Below are 20,575 nucleotides of genomic sequence, written 5' to 3' on the forward strand. Positions count from 1 at the left end.
CGAGACTGTCAGGGCGGTCAACGTTACCCTCGCACCGCGAAAAATCATAATAAAGAGAGAATCCCATGTCACAGAGTGCCACTGCCGCACTGGCCAGCGATGACGATAAAAACGCCATCTACAAGCGCATTACCCTGCGCCTGATCCCCTTCATTTTTATCTGCTATCTGTTCAATTACCTCGACCGGGTAAACGTTGGCTTTGCCAGGCTGCAGATGCTCGACGCGTTGAAATTCAGTGAAACCGTATACGGCCTGGGAGCCGGGATTTTCTTTATCGGCTACGTGCTATGCGGCGTGCCGAGCAACCTGGCGCTGACCCGCTTTGGCCCGCGGCGCTGGATCGCGTTGATGATGATCGTGTGGGGTACGCTTTCCACATGCCTGCTGTTTGTGACCACTCCCACGCATTTCTACACCCTGCGCCTGTTTACCGGTGCCGCTGAGGCCGGCTTCTTCCCCGGCGTGGTGTTGTATCTTTCACAGTGGTTTCCGACCTTCCGCCGTGGGCGAATCATGGCACTGTTCATGTCGGCGATCCCGGTGTCCGGTTTGCTCGGCAGCCCGTTTTCCGGCTGGATTCTCAATCACTTTGCTGCAGGCCAAGGTGGCTTGGCGGGCTGGCAGTGGATGTTCCTGCTGCAAGGCATCCCGACCGTGGTCCTCGGCGCCCTCGCCTACTTCCTGCTCAGTGACAGCTTCGCCAACGCCAAGTGGCTCAAGCCCCATGAGCGTGCGGTACTGGAAGCGGACCAGGCCACAGACCTGGCTAACAAGCCGAAAACCACCAGCGACTCCCTGGCCGAAGTGTTCAAGAACCCGGCGATCTGGGCATTCGGCCTGATCTACTTCTGCATCCAGAGTGGTGTGTATGCGATCAACTTCTGGCTGCCGTCGATCATCAAGAACATGGGCTTCAGCGACAACCTGGTGATTGGCTGGCTCAGCGCGATTCCGTATCTATTGGCGGCGGTGTTCATGTTGCTGGTGGGCCGCTCCGCCGACCTGCGCAAGGAGCGACGCTGGCATTTGGTGGTGCCGATGTTGATGGGCGCCATCGGCCTGGTGATCGCCGTTAACTTCGCCACTACGCCCGCTATCGCCATTTTCGGCCTGACCATCGCCACCATGGGCGCCCTGACCGGCCTGCCGATGTTCTGGCCGGTGCCCACCACCATGCTCAGCGCGGGTGCGGCGGCGGGTGGCTTGGCGTTGATCAACTCCATGGGGCAGATGGCGGGTTTTCTCAGCCCGTATATCGTGGGCTTTGTGAAGGATGCCACTGGGTCTACGGATGTGGCGTTGTACCTGCTGGCGGCGGTGATTGTGGGCGGCAGTGTTCTGGCATTGCGGATGACGCGCACGCTCAAGGCCTGACGCCTTCAACGTGGGAGGGGTCTGCTCCCTCCCACTTGGGTCATGTATTTACAACAGGCCGCCACCGTCGATATCAACCACCGCACCGGTCATAAAGCCATTTTCCATGGCCAGTACATACCCCGCCGCCACTTCTTCAGCCTGCCCTACCCGCCCAACCGGCAACCCTTGGCCCGCCTTGGCAAACATTGCCAAACGTTGCTCTTGGCCAAGCCCTGCATAGGCCGGTGTGTCTATCACCCCTGGGCTGATCACATTGACTCGACGCGGCGCCAGTTCTTTGGCCAGTTGCTTGCCCAAGGCCTCGGTCGCAGCGTTAATGCCCGTCTTGATGAACTGCCCTGTCGCCAACTTGCGCCCCAGCTGGCCCGAGGTCAGGGTGATGCTGCCCTGTTCGTGCAAAAAGGGCAGCGCGTGTTGAATGGCGCGTAGTGCGCCCCAGAGCTTCACATCGAAGTTGTCCTGGGCTTCATCCAGGTCTGTTTCAATCAAAGGCTTGGCTTGCACCGAAGGCCCCGAGGTGTAGACCAGATGGTCAAAGCGCCCCACGGTTTCGAACAGTTGCTTTAACGAGGCGCTGTCGGTGACGTCCACCGGCTCGCTGCGCAGCCCGCTGTCGGAACCTGGCGCCAAGCGGCGCCCGGCCACGATCACATGCGCGCCTCGCGCCAAGGCTGCCTGGGCAACTGCCGCGCCGATACCGCTGCTGCCGCCGATGACGATGATGGTTTTACCGCTCAGAGAAGAGGTCATGAGAAAACTACCTGGGTCAGAAAGTGAGCGTTCATCTTCCCAGCTTGGTAATCGATGAAAAATCCGGGTAAAACGACAAGATCTTTAAAGGATTTTTATCAATGAGCTCCATTCTCGACCTTGAAGTCTTCGTGCGCAGCGCTGACACCGGTAGCCTGACGGCCGCCGCCCGTGGCCTTGGCCTCACGCCGGCGGCGGCCAGCATTGCCCTCAAGCGCCTTGAAACCCGCCTCGGCATCCGCCTGCTCGCCCGCTCCACCCGCAGCATGCGCCTGACCGAAGAAGGCCGGCGTTACCTGGACAGCGTGCGGGTGGCGCTGGAGGCGCTGTCGGACGGCGAGCACGCCATCAAGCAACAGGGCCAGAGCCTCAGTGGTTTATTGCAGTTGGCCGCGCCCTCGGACTTTGGTCGCAATGTGCTGCTGGGCTGGCTGGATGAGTTCAAGCTGGAGCACCCCACTATTCGTTTGCAACTGTTGCTCAACGACAGCAATGCCGACTTGTTTCGCGACACCGTCGACATCGCCTTGCGCTTCGGCGTGCCGAGAGACTCCAGCCTGGTGGCCCTGCCGGTGGTACCCGATCACCATCGCGTTGCCTGCGCCAGCCCCGACTACCTGGCGCGTCACGGCACCCCGCGTACGCCCGAAGATTTGGCCCATCACAGCACGCTGCGCTATATGCGCCGGGGCCAGGCCAATAGCACCTGGTATTTCCGCCAGGGGGCGTTGCTTCAAGAAGTCGAGGTGAGCGGTGACTACCTCAGCGATGACGGCGAGATTGTCCGCCGATGGGCGTTGGCGGGGCATGGCATTGCCTATAAGGCCAACCTGGATGTGGCCCGTGATATCCAGGCTGGGCGGTTGGTACCCTTGCTACCCGACTGGCAAGGCGAACCCGCGCCGTTCAACCTGATGTGCCCGCATCGCCTGCAAGTGTCGGAACGCGTGAAAGTGCTGCACCGTTTTTTACAGGCCCGCTGCCTGACTTTGCTACGCACATGAAGAAATGCCCCCAGGGCTTGTTCCAGAGCGCTCGGGTCTGGTATTGCATCACTTACATTTGCGTGAGGAGCTTTGCATGAATTACCGCACATTGGGCCAGTCCGGGTTGAAGGTCAGCGCACTCACCCTCGGCACCATGATGTTTGGCGAACAGACCAGCACCGAAGATTCGCTGCGCATCATCGACAAGGCCTGGGACCAGGGCATCAATTTCATCGACACGGCCGACCTGTATACAGGCGGGCGCTCCGAAGAAATCGTCGGTGAGGCGATCGCGCGCAACCGCCAGGATTGGGTGGTGGCCTCCAAGGTCGGCTTCGGCCCTACCGATGGCGTGCCCAACCGCAGCGGTTTGAGCCGCAAGCGTCTGTTCAACGCGCTGGACGCCAGCCTGGCACGCCTGGATACCGACTACCTGGACATCTACTACCTGCACCGCGAAGACCACGACACGCCGTTGGAGGTCACCGTGTCCGCCATGGGTGACCTGATCCGCCAGGGCAAGGTCCGCTATTGGGGCCTGTCCAATTACCGGGGTTGGCGCATCGCTGAAGTGATTCACGTGGCTGAACGCCTGGGCGTCGATAAACCCATCATCAGCCAGCCGTTGTACAACATCGTCAATCGCCAGGCCGAGGTCGAGCAGATCACCGCTGCAGCGGCGTACGGCCTGGGAGTGGTGCCGTACAGTCCACTGGCCCGAGGGGTCCTCAGCGGCAAGTACGCACCGGATGTCACGCCCGAGCCCGGCAGCCGTGCCGCGCGCCAGGATAAACGCATCCTGGAAACCGAGTGGCGAATTGAATCACTGCGCATTGCCCAGCAGATCCAGCAATACACCCAAGGGCGTGGCGTGGGGATCGTCGAGTTCGCAATCGCCTGGGTGCTGAACAATGCGGCGGTAAGCTCGGCGATTGTCGGGCCACGGACCGAGGCGCAGTGGGACGCCTACACCGGGGCGCTGGCGGTGAAGATCAGCGCTGAAGACGAGGCGTTCATTGATTCGTTGGTCACGCCGGGGCATTCGTCCTCGCCGGGGTTCAACGATGTCGGGCATTTTGTATCCGGTCGATTGGCACGCCTGTAGACTACCCGCGCAATAATTGGCTTTCGCGAGGACAACGTGTCTAAAGGTGTGGTGTTATCGGTCTTGGCTTCGGTGTTGTTTGCCGTGATGTATTACTTCACATCACTGCTAACGCCCTTGAGTGGCCTGGAGATTTTCGGCTGGCGCATGTTGCTCACCGTGCCCTGCATGACGGTGTTCATGCTCGTCAGCGGCGAGTGGCGCCGGGTCTGGGAACTGCTGCGCATGCTCGCGGCCGAGCCACGGCTGATCGGCGGTGTGCTGGTGTCGTCGGCCCTGCTCGGCGTGCAGCTGTGGTTGTTCATGTGGGCACCGCTCAACGGGCGCAGCCTGGATGTGTCGGTCGGTTACTTCCTGCTGCCGCTGACCATGGTGCTCACCGGGCGCCTGGTGTGGGGCGAACAGCTTTCCTACCTGCAAAAGATCGCGGTGTTTTTTGCCGGGCTCGGGGTACTCAACGAGTTATACCAGGCCGGTGGGTTCTCCTGGGCGACGCTGGTGGTGATCATCGGTTACCCGCTGTACTTTATCGTGCGTAAATACCTCAAGACCGACCACCTGGGCGGCCTGTGGCTGGACATGGCGCTGATGCTGCCGGTGGCATGGTGGTTTGTGCAAAGCGGCGAACAGGGCTTTGCAGTGATGGATGCCCACCCCAATTTGTATGCGCTGATCCCGATACTGGGTCTGATCAGCGCTTCGGCGTTGGTGAGCTATATCATCGCCAGCCGGCTGCTTGCGTTCAGCCTGTTCGGGCTGCTCAGTTATGTCGAGCCAGTGCTGTTGCTGGTGGTGGCGCTGCTGCTGGGTGAAGGGATCAAGGCAGGCCAATGGCTGACCTACATCCCGATCTGGATCGCGGTCATGGTGTTGGTGTTCGAAGGGTTCAAGCATCTGGTGCGGCAGCGTAGGGTTTGACCGACGAACAGTCGACAAACTGCAACTGTGCTTGATGATGTTGAGTAGCCCCATCATCATCCAAGGTGGTGAACTGTAATTGCGGGCCGGATAGGTCGCCGCGAGGCAACTCAGGTATCGCGACCCGTGCAGTAGCATAAGGTGCAACCATCGGCGGATCTTCGCTGTGATGCTCCACACCACCGAGTGTCAGAACCACACCAGACAAGGTCACGTGATACGCCGTGGGATTAAGCACCTCCAACCCCACGGCGTCCCCTCGGCTTAGGCACCATTGAAGCGCATGAACCACGTCCTGCACCTGTCCCGGCAATTCGGCGGGCCGGAGGAAAAGCTTGATCCGCGTACGAAAGGCAAATTGCAGGGCGTTGGTTTCATCGGATGCCTCAACGCTCGGTCTGATTGCCAGTACGTTCAGCCAGTACACCGACTCCCGGTCGGCCACCTGTTTTGGCGTTTGATCATGCATGATCCGCAAGGCGCGCCCGGTACCCGCGTTCATACGGGCGATGGGTGGCGTAATCGTGAACGGCACATCACTGTTCTCGGGTGCCGCCATCGCATCGCCATCATCGATCCACGCTTGCACTAGGCGCGGACCGTCAGCCTCATTGTGCAGATTGACCACCACCGTGCGCGCGGTAACCGGGTAGATGACACGCGTGCGGTCAATCACGATTTCGCCTTGCACGGCGATTGCCTGCAAGCTCATCAGCACGCCCAGGCCCCCGCGCCAAAGCGCGCTGCTCATCGGTAGCTCATTGTGAATGACGCCAACCCGTTCGCGCTGCCGGGACGGATCGAGGACGCGGTCTGGATATAACGTGCGGTCAAAGGGATCTGGACAGTCGCATTGCCAGTACTGCCGACCAGCCACTGATTCGGGTTCCCAATCGTCGTGGAGTCAGCCCCATAGCGCACCAGCGTGTTCCCCCGTAGTAATTGCAGAGCAACGCCACTGGCCACAGAGGTACGGGTCAAGGACAGCACGTCGCTGCGATTAGCCGGCACGGTCTGGTCTGTCACCGTCACAAATACGTCACGCGTTGCCCCGCCGATGCCACCCGCACATGACAGTGTGATATTGCGGGTCACGCTGCCGGCGAAGCTGCCCACGCCGCGAAAATCACGAGCAGCCACGGCCGGCATAGGCATGGCGACCGAAGGTGTTGAGACCCTGCAGGTGGGTTTTCGTGACGCATTGATGGTGACGTTGGAGAAGTTCACTGCGTAATAGCCAGCGCCGGTGATGGGCGTGCCGGTGATCGTATACCTTGCAATGTTTCTGGCGGTGATCGTGCCACCCGTTATGGCGCCTGTGGCGACAAAATAAATTCGGGTATCAAGCCCAAGGACAATGGGCCTTGCTCTGGCATCTCCAACAATGAGTGTGACACCTGCCGTGTTGATGGCCATGAACGGCCGGTTCGGGTCCCTCGCCATCAGGGCAAACCCCACCCCAGGCACATTGGTGGCATACACTGGCATTGAAAGCCCGCTAGCGAAAAATGTCCGGCCCGTCGGCGTGCTATTGACCAGTGCCAGCCTGGCCTGTGCCCCTAAAGCAATTCGTGTGGTACACCGAAGCGCGGACGATGGAGGACTGTCGAAGCGATAGCCGTTGGCGGACCCGACCACCTGCCCGATTTGCTGCCCCGCCGCAACCGTGATCGGGGGAATGGAAATATTCACCGCCGGGCCGGGAGCACAGGTGATCGCTTGAGCTTCCAGCGCCACCATCCATCCTCCCAGCACCACGCTGGCAAGTGAAAACCTAGTCATGAAAACAACACCTCTGTCATATCGAATAAGTCATGCGCCGCAACAGTCATCCATCGGCACTCACTCATAGCTGCCCCGCAACCTGGCGCCCTTGGCTTGCCACGCACACCCCCTGAAGGTAATCGGTAGTGGCCTGTCGTTGGCCCTCGGTGATCGGCGGCATGTGGTAGTAGATATCGCACTGCTCGGCGATTTTGCTGCCCCACTTGACGGTCAGACGACCTTCCTGCGGGATGTCTCGGACGAAGGCTTTACTGGCCTGCCCCACCACGCCTACCTCACGCCCTTGCGCATCAAATACCTGTGCTGCAAATGGCAGCGGGCTGCCATTCTCGTGGACGCCCTTGACCAGTACCGCCCGGCCACTGAGCGTGTCGAACTTGACCAGCGATACTGCGCCCGAGGTCGGTACGACGTTGCGCGTCGACTCCTGGAGCTCTACATCCATCGACATGCCTTCCGGATCGATTTCCACCGTATTATTCTGGAACGCCGTCAGATTGGGCACGACAGCGAACCCGCTGCTGTTGACCCGTGCACCGCTGCTCCCCCCGAGCCTGGCCCCTTCTGCACCTGGCACATGCACCAGCGCCGAGGCTTCGCCGAGGCTTTGCGAGAACGCGATACCTTCGGCATGAACGACCACCCCACCATCGGCGCCAAACGAAAGCTGCGAGCTATCGCGGCTCTGGCTATATCCGGCACGCAGTTGGGTGGCATCCGTGCGATAGCCGGCATAGGTGTTGAACTGGCCGGAGTGCGTGCTTTCACTGGTTGCGCGGCTGGCTGAAACACCGTAGTTGAGCGCGGTGTCCTCGCCCAGGAACCCGTTGATGCCCACCTGCTGCTGGCTGCCCCGTGTATCACCGGTGTCCCGGGAGAACGAAGTATTGATCGTCGGCGCTCGCGATTCGCCCCCCAGCGGCATCGACAGTGTGAGCATGTAGCGGTTATCGATACGCCCGGGTTGGCCGATACGCCCGAAAAACACATCGTCGCTGAGCTCGCTTTGGGTCAGTTGTCGCGTGTCCTGGACCCTGGAACGCTGTGCCGACAGGTTCCAGTTGACCTTGTTCCAGGTCGAGCCATAGCTGGCGGTGAATGAAACCTGGCGCCCTTCCTGTCCTCCCCAATAGTCGACGGAGCTGCCGTACAAGCTCAAGGTGCCGATACCCAACTGCTGGCTGACTGTCATGTCGAGCCGGCTTTTTTGCCGGGCATAGCTGTTGATGTCACCTGCCCGGCTCGCGATTTCGCGCACATTCAGTGCATCCTGCAGGTTCAGGTAACCCTCGGTGGAGAACCGGTACGCACCCAGCGCAAAATGCGTACCCGAGGCCGGCAGGCTTTTGTTGTAACCCAGCCCCAGGCTTTGCCCGGACTGGCGCCCATGATCGGGCACCTCGGTATGGGAGGTGGCAGTGTCCAGAGAGAACGCACCGAAGGACGTATTCAACGCGATACCGAGCTTTCCCTGTTCATAGCCTTTGGAAACACTGCCGCCACCGTAGACCGTCAGATCATCGGTCAAACCGTGCTGCAAAGTGCCTTGAAAGACGTTGGCGCCCTTCGCATCAACGCCCTTTTGCTGCACCTTACCCAAGGTGGCGCTGTACTTTGTCGCGTCGGCGCGCAATAACTGCGGGGCCACCGAGTACGGCACGACGAAGGTGTTCCGACGCCCGTCGACTTCGGTCACGCTGACGATCAAATCACCACCGTAGCCGGTGGCATGTAGGTCACTGATAACAAAGGGGCCGGGCGGTACCGTGGTCTCATAAATGGTGTAGCCGTTCTGGCTGACCGTGACCGTTGCATTACTGTCGGCCGTCCCCCGAACCTGCGGTGCGTAACCTTGCTGCGTCTGCGGGCGCATCCGGTCGTCGGTGGCCAGCGTGACGCCCCGCACGCGCACCCCGTCGACAATCTGTCCGTTGCTGAAGGTGTCTCCGAGGGTCAGTTGTGACTGCCAGGGGATGATGCTGCGCTGTACATAAGTGGACGTGTTCTGATAAGTCTCGAAGCCAGTGCGGTTGCCCCAGGCCTGGGCGCCCTGATGTCGCAAGCGCCATGCACCCAGGTTGATACCGGCATTGAGGCCCAGGTAAGTACGACCGTCACCTTCACCTGCGGTGACCGTATTGGTACTGAAGTTGTAATTGAGCAGCCCGGCGGCAATGCCCTCATCCAACAACTCGGGGTCAATGTAGCCGCGCATGGAACGCTTCATGTAGGCCTGCGGCACGCTGGCCGCCAACTCGAGTGCACCCGGATCGAACGTGCTGGATGCCATCGGAATCCACTGTCCCAGATCGCCGCAGTACTGGCCGGCGGCGGCAGGATTCGAGAGTTCGCGCCCATGGGCATCGGTATCGACTTTATCCATCGCGATGCCGATTTTTTCCAATACTTCACGACTCAAGCACGGCTGCGCCCCGGTCTTTGCATGGGCCGCAACAAACTCCACCTCCCTGCGCCCCAGGGTCTGGCCGTTGACTACGATATCTACGCGGTATATGCCAGGGCTCATCTGGTTGCTGGTATTGAACCGTGACGTGTCAACCGACGACGCCAGGCCACTGGAGAATGCGTTCAGATCAAAGCTCAACTCAGACGCAAGCGCGACATCGCTTGCGATCACGGCCGCACTCATCAAACCGCCCAGCATTATCGTGCGATGCTGGAATGGCAAAATCGGGGCGCAGCGATGCACCCGTACTTGGATGTGACTAGGCATAGTTATGACTTCAGTGGACGCTGAGAAATGTACGTTTGCTTGCCATCAGCAACGTTTCGGGGCCGCGTTCAGCGGTGCAATACAGCAGGCTGCGAGGATGAAAAGCCGCCGAAATCGTTGATATAAGTGAAATCCACCCGCGCATCGGCGGGTATTACCTTCGCGGCTTTCGGCACCGGCACCTTCAACGTGCCTCCTGGTTCCACCATGCCCTCCGTCAGGGACAGTTTTTCCGCTTCGGGACCAGAGCCCATGAGCAGGACAATGTCGTTGAAGGTGACGTGATACGCCGAGGGGTTATGCACCCGTATCACGCTGCCTTGGGCGCCCCGTTCCACGGACCAGCGCAACAGCCCAGGCGCCTCCTCGGGTGTTCCAGATAGCTGCGCCGGACGGAAAAACACTTTGGTGCGGATACGAAACGCGAACTTGAAGTGATTCCGCTGGCTGTCTTCAAGCGTGGGGTCAAACTCACTGGTAGCGCCAGGCACTTCAAGTACGTTCAACCAGAACAGCGACTCTCTATCCGTCGGCAGCGGTGCCTTGGTGTAGGACAGGCGCATGGACTGACTTTTGCCGGCGTCCAGGCGAAATACCGGAGGAGACAGCACGAAAGGCACATCGCTCAGTGTCGGCGCTTCCTGCGCGTCACCCGCGTCCAGCCACGCCTGGACCAGGCGGGGCGCGTGTTTGTCATCATTGGTTACTCGCACGGTGACCTCACGTCGCTGCTCGGGGTAAATCTGTCGCGTACCGTCGATAACCACTCCCGCGTGCACCGTGTGCGATGCCATCCCCAAAGCCAGGCTCAGCGCGACCCGCACCCCACGACGACTCAAGATCATCAGTAAATCCTGCATCAGGTAATCCTTGAAAACGGTTGTCCTGCGCCCGACCACTGGGTCGAGCGAGGATCTCAGGCAACAAACGCAGTGGTCATCAGCCTGGCTGCATCAAGGAAAGGTGACCGAGTACTGCACGCTGCTGGTGACATTGCCCGCGCCTGCCGCTCCGCCGTTGGCGATGTAGCGTGCGTAAAACGGCAAGGTCGCCAGACCACTGGTAACGGTGGCAACGGTCGAGTTATTACCTGTGCGCAAGTCCATTGGCGTGTTGGAAGCCCCATCGAGAATTTGTACCTCGACCCGGGAGGCGGGTGTCGCCGTTGCCGTGTTACGCAGGTTGCCGGTTGCCGGGTTGATGCCAGGGCTGGTCGGTTCATAACGTACGGCGACCTTGGTACCGTCCGGGCACCCGCCCGAGCCGCCCACATACACAAAGTAGCGCTTGGCGCCTGCCGTATCGCCTGCTGCCTTGAGAGCCGAGGTTTGTACGCGGTCAAGCACTACCGGAAAGTTAGCGCCTGAGCCTGGCGAGGCCCCGGTACCGCCGCTGATGGTGCAGGTGGTGCCACTGACCGAGCCGGTGATCGTGATGGTACCGTCTGCCGCATGCGCGGAGCTGGCAGCGAAGCCGCACAAAGCGAGCACTGCAGCCGCCAGAGTTTGTTTTGTCATAATCAGTCTTTCCTCACAATTGGGGTTCGCGAAACGCAAGGTTGCGACACAGGAGAAGATCAGCTCTTGCGTCACTCCTGAGTGGAAGCCATGTCGACTCCGTTCCCCTGCCCCGAGGATTTGTCTGTTACAAGATCGGTCGGACCTGTTTGGCAGGCAAAAAAAGGCTCCGTACCTTTCGATACGGAGCCTGTGCTTGAAGCGCCGGAACAGCCTGCCCGGCCTCACATGGATCAGTCGGCGGTCAAGACCCCACGACGCACCTGGTCGCGCTCGATCGACTCGAACAGTGCCTTGAAGTTGCCCTCGCCAAACCCATCGTCGCCTTTGCGCTGGATGAATTCGAAGAACACCGGGCCCATCAGGGTTTCCGAGAAGATCTGCAACAGAAGACGCTTGTCACCGGCAATCGACGAGCCGTCCAGCAGGATGCCGCGCGATTGCAACTGGTCCACTGGTTCACCGTGGTTCGGCAGGCGGCCTTCGAGCATTTCGTAATACGTGTCTGGCGGCGCCGTCATGAAGCGCATGCCGATCTTCTTCAGTGCATCCCAGGTCTTGACCAGGTCGTCAGTGAGGAACGCGACGTGCTGGATACCCTCACCGTTGAACTGCATCAGGAACTCTTCGATCTGCCCGGCCCCCTTGGACGACTCCTCGTTCAGCGGGATACGGATCTTGCCGTCCGGCGCGCTCATGGCCTTGGAGGTCAGGCCGGTGTACTCGCCCTTGATATCGAAATAACGCGCTTCGCGGAAGTTGAACAGCTTCTCGTAGAAGTTGGCCCAATAGATCATGCGTCCGCGATAGACGTTGTGGGTCAGGTGGTCGATGACCTTCAGGCCAGCGCCTACCGGGTTGCGATCAACACCTTCGAGGTAGACGAAGTCGATGTCGTAGATCGAGTTGCCTTCGCCGAAACGGTCGATCAGGTACAACGGCGAACCGCCAATGCCTTTGATCGCCGGCAGGTTCAGCTCCATCGGGCCGGTGTCGATGTGGATCGGCTGGGCGCCCAGTTCCAGGGCACGTTTGTAGGCCTGTTGCGAGTCCTTGACGCGGAACGCCATGCCGCACACCGACGGGCCATGCTCGGCCGCGAAGTAAGAAGCGAGGCTGTCAGGTTCGTTGTTGAGGATCAGGTTGATCTCGCCCTGGCGATACAGGTGCACGTTCTTGGAACGGTGGGTCGCCACTTTGGTGAAACCCATGATCTCGAAGATCGGCTCCAGGGTGCCTGGGGTGGGCGATGCAAATTCGATGAATTCAAAGCCCATCAGGCCCATTGGGTTGTCGAGTTGGTCGGTCATGTTCGGTGCCTCATCATTCTTGTGGGTAGCAATTGTTTAGTTGCAAGCAAGGATGAGGCTGGAGGGTGGCGCACAAGAAAGGCCTCGCACGCTGCGGGCGAGGAAGTCACCAAAGATGAGGGGGGAGCCAAGTAGCTTCATGGTGTCATCAGTCTCTGACGGCCGAGGCTTGCGTGAGCGCAAGTCCATATTCTTGTATGCGTAAACTGATTCTACACAGCGTAACCAGGTTTGTCCGTACTCTTATCAAATCCCCATTGCCCTGCCCCGCGCAAGGGGTTTGTTGCACAGGTAGATGCCCAACAGGATGACCGCGCCACCCGCCAGCATCGGCACCGTCAAGGCTTCGTCCAGCAGCAACGCGCCACATATCACCGCTGTCAGCGGGTTGAGGGCGATGAACACCCCGGAGCGGGTCGCGCCGATTCGCCGGATGCCGTCGTAGTAACCAATATAGGCCAGGGCTGAACCCAGCACGCCCAGGTACAGCAGGCTGTACCACTGCGCCAGCTGCAGCGCGCTGAAACCTTGCAGCGTCAGCCGACCGGTGGCAAGGGTGGCAAGGGTCAACATCAGCGTACCCCACAGCACCGACCAAGTGACGGTTTGCACCGGCCCCAACGTCTGGTTGAGTTCCCGGGACAGCAGCGAATAGGCCCCCCAGGCCATTACGCAGCCCAGGATCAACAGGTCACCGACCCAAGCGTTGCGGGCCCCCTGCATGAGGTTGGGATTGCGGCTCACGATCACCATAGCCGCCCCCAGCAGGCACAGCCCGATACCCAGCCACTTGGCCCGGCCCAGGCGCTCCTTGAACAACAACCAGGACGCCAGGCCGATCACTGCCGGGTTCAATGCCACGATCAACGACGCCCGCGACGCATTGATGTAGTGCAGGCCATAGAAAAAACACAGGTTGTAGAAAAAGATGCCGCATAGGCCCAGCAGTACCAGCCGCGCCATTTGCCCTGTAGTTGGGCGCGCCAGTGGGATGCGCGCACAGGCCAGGAACAGCAGCAACGCGAGGCTGGCCAGGATAAACCGCAGGCAGGCCGCGAGCAGCGGGTCCACGTGATCGGCCAGAAAGCGCCCGGCGACGAAGGTCCCGCCCCAGATCATGGTGACAGCGGCCAGCTTCAGGTAAGTGAGGCCTTCGCGGGCATGCATAAGAATGTGCTCAACGTGAGAAAGGATGGGACTATTCTTTTACTAATGATCAGTCATCGTAAAACAAGGCTTTACTCATGACCCTGACCCAGCTGGAAATCTTCTCCCTGGTCGCCGAACTCCGAGGTTTCACCAGTGCGGCGCATCGCCTGGGCATCAGCCAATCGGCGGTGTCCCATGCGATCAAGGCCCTGGAGCAGGAACTGGGGGTGGAGTTGTTTCGCCGGCACCAGACCTTGGTGGAACTGAGCGATATCGGCGCGCAGTTACTGGGGCGCGCACGGGGCATGCTGGGCCTGGCCAACACCTTGCAGCAGGAAGCCGCCGATGCCCGCGGGATGAAGCGCGGCACATTGCGTATAGGGTCGTTCGGCCCCACCGCTTCGAACCGTTTGCTACCGACCATTCTCAGCCACTTTCGAAGGGACTATCCGGGTATCGAGGTGCATGTAGACGAAGGGCCGGACCGGCAGGTCATTCAATGGCTGGATCAGCGCCGGGTGGATGTGGGCTTCGTGGTACTGGAGCAGGAACGCTTCGACACCGTGGCCCTGCTCGAAGACCAACTGGTGGCGCTGATACCGGTCGGCCATGCCTTGGCGGCAAGCATGGCGGTACCTTTGAAAGCGTTGTGCGATGACCCGTTCATCCTAACCGAGGCAGGCTCAGCAGAGCTGGTCACGCGTTTGTTTGGTGAAGCGCAGTTGCAACCTAAAGTGCGTTATCGCTGCACTCAGCTACTCACTACCCTGGAGGCGGTCAGCCGCGGCGACGGCCTGAGTATCGTGGCCCAGGGCTCACTGCCGGCCGATGCCGACCAGCGCTACGTTGCCCGCCCGTTGTCGCCGGGCGTACCGCGCCGCATAGGCCTGGCGGTGCTGGATCGCCGCCAGGCCTCTCCCGCAACCCTGGCGTTTATCGCACTGGCGCAAACGCTGTACCCTGATTCCGGGGCTCACCGGTAACTCAGGGTAAACGAGGCCAGGCCGTTGGCGGTCCCAGGCTTGATGGTCGACGCGGTTTGAACGTAACGGGCGGTCAAGGGAATCGTCAGGGCGCCGTTGCCCGTGTTTGCGACCTGCCATTGGTTCGGGTTGCCCACGCCGGAGGAATCAGGCCCATAGCTTACCAACCGATCGCCACTGAGCAATTGCAGGGCAACGCCACGGGCGTGCGAGTTGCGGGTCAAGGACAACTGGTTACTGCGGTTGCCGGGTTCCGTCTGGTCAGTCACGGTGATCCATACATCCAGGATGCCGCCGGTGCCGCCGGCACAGTCCAGGGTTATGTTGCGACTAACGCTGCCGGCGCTGCTGCCGACTCCCTTGAAATCACGGCTGGGCACCTGCCCCAGCGGCATTGCAAGCGACGGCGTGGTCACCCGGCAAGTTGGCTTTTGCGGCGGCAATATCACCGTATCGGCAAAGTTGACCGAGGCAGCGCCGGGGCTTTCGATGTTGACATTGGTCAGCATATACCTGGCGACTGTGTTCCCAGGGATGGTGCCCGAGGTGATCGGGCCCGTTGCCACCAGATACACGCGCCCTTGCAGGCCCCAGCCATTGGGTTTGTTGTGCTTGGTGTCCAACAGCGTGACGCCGGTGTGGGTGATGACCTTCAAATGCTGGGACGGATCCCCGGCCATCATGACGAACCCGACGCCAGGGTAGCTGGTCGCATAGACGGGCAACGTCAGCCCATTTGCGTTGAACGTCATGCCGGTTGCCGGCGAATTGACCACGCTGAGGTTGGCCGACACCGGCTGCGACAATGGCCAGTCGGTGTAGCGGCACCGCATGACAAAGCCATTGCCGGCGAAGTCATAGCCACTTGGGTAGCCAATCGCCTCGCCCACCTGCAGGTTGTTAGGCAGGGTGATGGGCGGGACGAACAGCGTCACCGGGGCTTGGGGGGTACAGACGCCTGCATTGAAATGCGCCTGTGCGTCCATCGCGACTGCGCAAATACTCAAGCACACGCCAATCTGTAAAAACCTGAACATCAATTGCCGGACACCGTTCATATCGCCAAATCCTTCGTGTGCCCCAAAGACACTGTGTGCGTACGCGTCATGCCATGGTCATCCAGGGTGGTAAATCGCAGCGCGACCGTACCCTGCCCCCACGGCGCCCTGCCCTCCAGCACGATGCGGGCAACCGAACGCGGCAACAGCATCGGCGGGGCCGCACTGTGGTACTCGACGCCATCGACGGTCAGCAATACGCTGGAAAGCGTCACATGAAAGGCACTGGGATTGCGCACCTGCAGGACAGGGCCGTCGCCCGCCAGGCGCCACTGCAACGTATCCACCGCCTGCTGTGCTTGGCCTGGCAACGCGTCCGGGCGCAGGAAGAGCTTGATCCGTGTGCGAAAGGCAAATTGCAGCTGGTTGCCGGTGTCGACAGACGGGCGGATCCCTAGCACATTCAGCCAGTACACCAACTCCTGAGGCACGGCCATGGCCTTGTCTTGGGTCGCGTGGTACATCACCCGCAATGCGCGGTGCTTGCCGGCATCCAGGCGCAGGATCGGCGGGGTCACCGTAAAGGGCACATCACTGGACTCGGGCGCGACCTGCGGGTCGCCCGCATCGATCCACACCTGGGCCAATCGCGGGCCGTCGGCCTCATTGTGCAGGTTGACCGTTACCCCAGCGGCGCTGGCCGGGTAAATGATGCGCGTGCGGTCAATGACGATTTCCCCATGGGCCAATACTGTCTGCACCGCCAGGGCCAGGCCAAGCAGCGCGCGGAGCAATCGATGAGTCATCAACTGCGCTCCTCGTCCGCATCACCATGGTCGGCACATTGACTGACCAACTGGTCCGCGCTTTCCTGGCGTTGCTCGGGCCTGCGCGGCGGCAAACGGTAATGGATGAAGCACTGGTCAGCCGCCCCTGCATTCCAGCGCACCGTCAACCGCCCCTGGTCGGCAACCCCGCGCACAAAAGCCTTGCCAGCCTGGCCGATCACGCCGATTTCGACGCCGCGCTCGTCAAACACTTGCGCGGCAAATGGCAACGGCTTGCCACCCATATGAGTGGCCTTGATCACCACGGCACGGCCACTGACGGTCTCGAACCTGACCAGTGAGACCGCTCCCAGCGTCGGCACCACGGCGTGACTCGATTCCTTGAGTTCGACATCCATGGGCATGCCCTCGGGATCGATATCCACTTCATTGCGCTGATAAGCCCTGAGGGCTGGCAGCACCGCATAGCCCTGCTTATCGATACGCGCCCCGCTGCTGCCGAGCCGGGCACCTTGTGCATCCGGCGCATACACCAGTGCCGAGGCTTCACCGAGGTTTTGCGCGAAGGTCACGCCACCCTCGTGGGCTATCAGCCCACCATCGGCACTCATGGATAGTTGCGAACTGTCGCGGGCCTGGGCATAGCCGGCCCGCAGGCTTGCAGCCCGGCTGCGATAGCCCGCGTAGGCATTGAAGCTGGAGCCTTGCTGGTGGCCCGTGCCACGGCTGCCGGTCAGCCCGTAGCTGCCTTCACCGGTGTCACCCAGCAAACCATTGATTCCCACCTGATGCTGGCTGCCGCGTGAATCGCCAGCATCGTGCGACAGGCTGCTGCTCAGGGTTGGCGCACGCGTTCCTGCGCCCAATGGCATGGACAGTGTCAGCACCAGGTGATTATCCACGCGCCCGGCTTGCGCCGACCGGCCAAAAAAGATTTCGTCGCTGCGCTCGTGATCGTTCAATTGATGGGTTTCACTGACACGCGAGCGCTGCGCCGAAAGGTTCCAGTTGAGTGACTTCCAATTAGCCGCATAACTGAGGGTGAAGGATGTCTGGCGCCCTTGGCGGCCTGCCCAGTAGTCGATGGAGCTGCCATACAGGCTCAGCGAGCCTGCACCCAACTGCTGGCTGATTGTCAGGTCGAGGCGGCTTTTCTGCCTGGCGTAACTGTTGATACTCCCGCCTTGGCCGGCCAGTTCCCGCACATTGAGCGCATCAGGCAGGTTCAGGTACCCGGCCGTGGAGAAACGATAGGCGCCCAGCGCAAAGTGCGTTCCCGAGAACGGCAGGTTCTTGTTATAGGCCAGGCCCCAGCTTTGCCCGCCGACTACGCCCTGCCCCTGAACCTGGGTGCGCGAGTGGGTGCTGTCGAGGGAGAACGCGCCAATCGGAGTACTCATCGCCAGGCCGGCCTTGGCCTGGCCGTAGCCTGGGGAAAGCGTACTGCCACCATAGGCGCTCAGACGATCGCCCAGGCCATGCTGCAGCGTACCCTGCAAGATCAGCGGGCTGGCATCGCTGACGCCGTATTGCTGCAACTGCCCCAAGGTCACGCTGTAGTGGCTGGCACCGTCACGCAGCAGGTAAGGCACCACGGAGTAAGGCACCACGAAGCTGCTGCGCCGGCCGTCGACCTCGGTGACGCTGACGTGCAGGTCGCCGCCGTACCCGGTGGGGTACAGGTCATCAATGACAAACGGCCCCGGGGCCACTGTGGTTTCGTAGAGGGTGTAGCCGTTCTGGCGCACTGTCACCGTTGCATTGCTGTCGGCAATGCCTCGCACCTGAGGCGCATAGCCTTGTTGCGACTGGGCAAGCATGCGGTCATCGGTGGCCAGGGTGATGCCGCGTATACGCACACCGTCGAGGATCTGGCCACTGCTGAAGCTGTCGCCGACGGTCAGTTGTGAACGCCAGGCGGCAAGGGACCGTTGCAGGTAGGTGGCGGTGTGTTGATAACGCGCCAGGCCGCTACCGGATGCCCATGCCTGTCCACCCTGATGGCGTAGCCGCCAGTCGCCCAGGTTGAGACCGCCGTTGAGGCCCAGGTAGCCACGATCCTCACCGACGCCCGCTGTCGCCGTCGCGGCACTGAAGTTGTAGTTGAGCAGCGCGGCGTCAATGCCATTGTCCCATTCAGACGGGTCAATGTAGCCGCGCGCGGAACGGTTGATATAGATCTGCGGGATGCTGACATCCAGGGTCAGGGTCTCGATATCGACGCGGCTGCTGGCCATGGGTATCCACTCGGCAAAATCCCGGCAGGTATGCTCGGTGTTATCCGCCAGCGCCTGCACAGAAACCCCCAGTTGGCCAAGCTCGGCAGCGTTCAGGCACGGCTGGGCGTCGTCCTGCCCGGCAAGGGGGGCGAAGGTGATCTCGCGGCGTCCCATCGATTGCCCGTTGAGCATCACGTCTACGCGGTAGACACCTGGCGCCAACACGTTGCTGGTATTGAAGCGTGAGATATCTGCCGAAGAGGACAGGCCGCTGGCGAACGCCTCGATGTCAAACACCAGTGGCGCGGCCTCTGCCGACATCAATAAGGTACTGAGCAGACCCAGCCACAGCAGTAAGCTGGGGTTGGCAAACAGCCAGGCCGTAAAGCGGTGAACGGGTATTTGCAATAAGGCATACATGATCAGAACTTCAGGGGAGCACGCTGCGGCACGGAGAATGCGCCGTAATCATTGATGTATTTGAAATGCACCTGGGCGTCGGCGGGTATTGCTTGTGCGACATCCCTGACGGGCAGCTTCAGGCTGCCGCCGGGGGGCACCATGCCCTCTCCCGCCGGTAACAGGCGAGCACCCGGGCCCGAGCCCATGGCCAAGGCAACCTCATTGAAGGTCACGTGATAAGCCGATGGGTTGTGCACTTCCAGTAGCGGTCCCTGGGCACTCCGGTGCAGGGTCCAGCGTAAGTGGGTGGGCGCCTCGTCCGCGGAGCCCGGCAATTGGGCCGGGCGGAAAAACACTTTGGTGCGGATACGAAAAGCGAACTGCAGGTGGTTCGAAGGGGCCTCTTGCGGGCTGCCCTGTGCCACGTTGACCTTGGGCGGTATCTCCAGGGCGTTGAGCCAGAACAACGATTCGCGGTCATCCGGCAGTGGGTCCTGGGTATACACCAGTCGCACCACCTGGCTTTTGCCCGCGTCCATGCGAAACACAGGCGGCGACAGGCTGAACGGCACGTCGCTGCCGGTGGGGTCTTGCGCCGGGTCGCCCTGGTCCAGCCATACTTGGACCAGGCGCGGCGCTCGCTGATCGTCATTGGTCAGGCGCAGCGTGATTTCTCGACGCTGCTGCGGATAGATGTGCCGCGTGCCGTCGATCACTACGCCGGCGTGAGCGGCGGACAGCAACCCGACACTGGTCAGCAGTGCGCTCAGCAGGGGGGTCACTAGCAATGTCCGGGCAAGCATTTCGTCTGTCCTTGCCTGGCGCACGGCCAGGCAACGGGGCCTCGATCAGGGGAACGTCACCGAGTACAGCACTTGCGTACTGACCGGGCCTGGCGTAGCAGTGCCCGTGGCAATGTATTGGGCAGCAAAGGGCAGCGACACCTCGCCGCTTGCCGGGACTTTCGCGGGGCTGGAGTTCTGGCCCAGGCGCAGATCCATGGGCTGGTGGGTGACGCCATCCACAAGTTGCACCTCAACGAGGGTGGCAGGCGTCGGCTTGGCGGGTGCCTGGTTGACCAGGTTACCGGTCGCCGGATTGATCGCGGGGCTGCTGCTCTCATACATCACGGCGACCGTCGTATCCTTCGGGCAGGAACCGACATGGATGTAATAGGGTTTCGCCCCGGCAGTCTGGCCGGGCGCCTTGAGCGCGCTGGCCTGGACCTTGTTGAGTGGCACCGAAAAGTCCGGGCTGGTGCCGGGCGCAGAGCCCGTGCCACCGCTGATGCTGCAAGTGGTGCCGGTGATTTCACCGGTCAAGGTGATCTTGCCGTCTGCGGCGACAACAGGCAGAGCGGCAACGCCGGTGACCGCCAGAAATACAACGGCCAATGCGATAGTTTTCATTACAGATACTTCCTCGTGAATGTCAGTGAAAGAGTTGCAAGCCATGACTCATCAATCGAAGGGCGAGACGCGGCCCTCCCGCCAAAATTGGGCTGAGCGGCTATGAAAGAGGCTGTAGGGATTAAGGGCTACCGAGTCTCTTA

Annotated in this window: 18 protein-coding genes; 5 read left to right on the forward strand and 13 right to left on the reverse strand. The window is 61.0% G+C overall.

Going from position 1 to position 20,575, the window contains the following annotated elements:
- The first annotated feature begins 65 nt into the window (after positions 1–65).
- Positions 66–1,376 (forward strand): MFS transporter, encoded by a 1,311-nt coding sequence (locus CLM72_RS14195; RefSeq protein ID WP_105226882.1) that lies wholly within the window; start codon positions 66–68, stop codon positions 1,374–1,376.
- A gap of 48 nt (positions 1,377–1,424) precedes the next feature.
- Here the strand turns inward: CLM72_RS14195 and CLM72_RS14200 are convergent, their stop codons facing one another.
- On the reverse strand, positions 1,425–2,129 hold the full coding sequence (locus tag CLM72_RS14200) for an SDR family oxidoreductase (protein ID WP_105226883.1): 705 nt from the start codon (positions 2,127–2,129) through the stop codon (positions 1,425–1,427).
- 101 nt (positions 2,130–2,230) lie between these two features.
- Here CLM72_RS14200 and CLM72_RS14205 point away from each other — a divergent pair, with 101 nt between their 5' ends.
- The 3 genes from CLM72_RS14205 (at position 2,231) to rarD (ending at position 5,138) form a co-directional block, all read left to right on the forward strand.
- Positions 2,231–3,133 (forward strand): LysR family transcriptional regulator, encoded by a 903-nt coding sequence (locus CLM72_RS14205; RefSeq protein WP_105226884.1) that lies wholly within the window; start codon positions 2,231–2,233, stop codon positions 3,131–3,133.
- A 76-nt stretch (positions 3,134–3,209) separates the two neighbouring features.
- Complete coding sequence (locus CLM72_RS14210) at positions 3,210–4,220, forward strand: aldo/keto reductase (protein ID WP_105226885.1); 1,011 nt, start codon at positions 3,210–3,212, stop codon at positions 4,218–4,220.
- 36 nt (positions 4,221–4,256) lie between these two features.
- A complete protein-coding gene (gene rarD, locus CLM72_RS14215; RefSeq protein WP_105226886.1) occupies positions 4,257–5,138 on the forward strand; it encodes an EamA family transporter RarD in 882 nt (293 codons plus the stop codon).
- On the opposite strand, the gene CLM72_RS14220 is transcribed toward rarD, so the two are convergent.
- From CLM72_RS14220 to CLM72_RS14250, 7 genes are all read right to left on the reverse strand, one after another.
- On the reverse strand, positions 5,107–5,889 hold the full coding sequence (locus CLM72_RS14220) for a molecular chaperone (protein ID WP_105226887.1): 783 nt from the start codon (positions 5,887–5,889) through the stop codon (positions 5,107–5,109). The genes rarD and CLM72_RS14220 overlap by 32 nt on opposite strands.
- The gene (locus CLM72_RS14225) at positions 5,886–6,920 is read right to left on the reverse strand and encodes a fimbrial protein (RefSeq protein ID WP_105226888.1); all 1,035 of its coding nucleotides are present in this window, start codon (positions 6,918–6,920) and stop codon (positions 5,886–5,888) included. Before CLM72_RS14225 ends, CLM72_RS14220 begins: the two co-directional genes overlap by 4 nt.
- A 64-nt stretch (positions 6,921–6,984) precedes the next feature.
- A complete protein-coding gene (locus CLM72_RS14230; RefSeq protein WP_256595199.1) occupies positions 6,985–9,561 on the reverse strand; it encodes a fimbria/pilus outer membrane usher protein in 2,577 nt (858 codons plus the stop codon).
- 164 nt (positions 9,562–9,725) lie between these two features.
- Positions 9,726–10,517, reverse strand: a complete 792-nt coding sequence (locus tag CLM72_RS14235; RefSeq protein ID WP_256595200.1) for a molecular chaperone — start codon at positions 10,515–10,517, stop codon at positions 9,726–9,728.
- A gap of 93 nt (positions 10,518–10,610) precedes the next feature.
- The gene (locus CLM72_RS14240; RefSeq protein ID WP_034127482.1) at positions 10,611–11,174 is read right to left on the reverse strand and encodes a fimbrial protein; all 564 of its coding nucleotides are present in this window, start codon (positions 11,172–11,174) and stop codon (positions 10,611–10,613) included.
- A gap of 233 nt (positions 11,175–11,407) precedes the next feature.
- Positions 11,408–12,484, reverse strand: a complete 1,077-nt coding sequence (hppD, locus tag CLM72_RS14245; protein ID WP_034127483.1) for a 4-hydroxyphenylpyruvate dioxygenase — start codon at positions 12,482–12,484, stop codon at positions 11,408–11,410.
- A gap of 246 nt (positions 12,485–12,730) precedes the next feature.
- Positions 12,731–13,651, reverse strand: coding sequence for a DMT family transporter (locus CLM72_RS14250; RefSeq protein ID WP_105226889.1), 921 nt, complete (start codon positions 13,649–13,651; stop codon positions 12,731–12,733).
- Between the two features lie 77 nt (positions 13,652–13,728).
- Here CLM72_RS14250 and CLM72_RS14255 point away from each other — a divergent pair, with 77 nt between their 5' ends.
- On the forward strand, positions 13,729–14,616 hold the full coding sequence (locus tag CLM72_RS14255; RefSeq protein ID WP_105226890.1) for a LysR family transcriptional regulator: 888 nt from the start codon (positions 13,729–13,731) through the stop codon (positions 14,614–14,616).
- Here the strand turns inward: CLM72_RS14255 and CLM72_RS28770 are convergent.
- The 5 genes from CLM72_RS28770 to CLM72_RS14280 are packed head-to-tail and all read right to left on the reverse strand — an operon-like array spanning position 14,607 to position 20,432.
- Entirely contained in the window at positions 14,607–15,674 is a 1,068-nt protein-coding gene (locus CLM72_RS28770; RefSeq protein WP_146120449.1) for a fimbrial protein, read from the reverse strand. The two genes, CLM72_RS14255 and CLM72_RS28770, sit on opposite strands and share 10 nt — an antisense overlap.
- Positions 15,671–16,420, reverse strand: a complete 750-nt coding sequence (locus CLM72_RS14265; protein WP_105226891.1) for a molecular chaperone — start codon at positions 16,418–16,420, stop codon at positions 15,671–15,673. Before CLM72_RS14265 ends, CLM72_RS28770 begins: the two co-directional genes overlap by 4 nt.
- Positions 16,420–19,041: a fimbria/pilus outer membrane usher protein gene (locus tag CLM72_RS14270; protein ID WP_105226892.1), complete on the reverse strand. Its 2,622-nt coding sequence runs from the start codon at positions 19,039–19,041 to the stop codon at positions 16,420–16,422. Before CLM72_RS14270 ends, CLM72_RS14265 begins: the two co-directional genes overlap by 1 nt.
- A 2-nt stretch (positions 19,042–19,043) precedes the next feature.
- Positions 19,044–19,826 (reverse strand): molecular chaperone, encoded by a 783-nt coding sequence (locus CLM72_RS14275; RefSeq protein WP_105226893.1) that lies wholly within the window; start codon positions 19,824–19,826, stop codon positions 19,044–19,046.
- Between the two features lie 45 nt (positions 19,827–19,871).
- A complete protein-coding gene (locus tag CLM72_RS14280; protein ID WP_054898434.1) occupies positions 19,872–20,432 on the reverse strand; it encodes a fimbrial protein in 561 nt (186 codons plus the stop codon).
- Positions 20,433–20,575 lie beyond the last annotated feature (143 nt).

Origin of the sequence: Pseudomonas sp. MYb193 (assembly GCF_002966775.1) — a bacterium.
Taxonomy (GTDB): domain Bacteria; phylum Pseudomonadota; class Gammaproteobacteria; order Pseudomonadales; family Pseudomonadaceae; genus Aquipseudomonas; species Aquipseudomonas paracarnis.

Coding starts and splice junctions, on each gene's coding strand:
- CLM72_RS14210 (WP_105226885.1), top strand. CDS start 3,210: ATGAATTACCGCACATTGGGCCAGTCCGGGTTGAAGGTCAGCGCACTC.
- CLM72_RS14250 (WP_105226889.1), bottom strand. CDS start 13,651: ATGCATGCCCGCGAAGGCCTCACTTACCTGAAGCTGGCCGCTGTCACC.
- CLM72_RS14205 (WP_105226884.1), top strand. CDS start 2,231: ATGAGCTCCATTCTCGACCTTGAAGTCTTCGTGCGCAGCGCTGACACC.
- CLM72_RS14220 (WP_105226887.1), bottom strand. CDS start 5,889: ATGAGCAGCGCGCTTTGGCGCGGGGGCCTGGGCGTGCTGATGAGCTTG.
- CLM72_RS14195 (WP_105226882.1), top strand. CDS start 66: ATGTCACAGAGTGCCACTGCCGCACTGGCCAGCGATGACGATAAAAAC.
- hppD (WP_034127483.1), bottom strand. CDS start 12,484: ATGACCGACCAACTCGACAACCCAATGGGCCTGATGGGCTTTGAATTC.
- CLM72_RS14280 (WP_054898434.1), bottom strand. CDS start 20,432: ATGAAAACTATCGCATTGGCCGTTGTATTTCTGGCGGTCACCGGCGTT.
- CLM72_RS14275 (WP_105226893.1), bottom strand. CDS start 19,826: ATGCTTGCCCGGACATTGCTAGTGACCCCCCTGCTGAGCGCACTGCTG.
- CLM72_RS28770 (WP_146120449.1), bottom strand. CDS start 15,674: ATGAACGGTGTCCGGCAATTGATGTTCAGGTTTTTACAGATTGGCGTG.
- CLM72_RS14225 (WP_105226888.1), bottom strand. CDS start 6,920: ATGACTAGGTTTTCACTTGCCAGCGTGGTGCTGGGAGGATGGATGGTG.
- CLM72_RS14235 (WP_256595200.1), bottom strand. CDS start 10,517: ATGCAGGATTTACTGATGATCTTGAGTCGTCGTGGGGTGCGGGTCGCG.
- CLM72_RS14255 (WP_105226890.1), top strand. CDS start 13,729: ATGACCCTGACCCAGCTGGAAATCTTCTCCCTGGTCGCCGAACTCCGA.
- CLM72_RS14240 (WP_034127482.1), bottom strand. CDS start 11,174: ATGACAAAACAAACTCTGGCGGCTGCAGTGCTCGCTTTGTGCGGCTTC.
- CLM72_RS14265 (WP_105226891.1), bottom strand. CDS start 16,420: ATGACTCATCGATTGCTCCGCGCGCTGCTTGGCCTGGCCCTGGCGGTG.
- CLM72_RS14200 (WP_105226883.1), bottom strand. CDS start 2,129: ATGACCTCTTCTCTGAGCGGTAAAACCATCATCGTCATCGGCGGCAGC.
- CLM72_RS14270 (WP_105226892.1), bottom strand. CDS start 19,041: ATGTATGCCTTATTGCAAATACCCGTTCACCGCTTTACGGCCTGGCTG.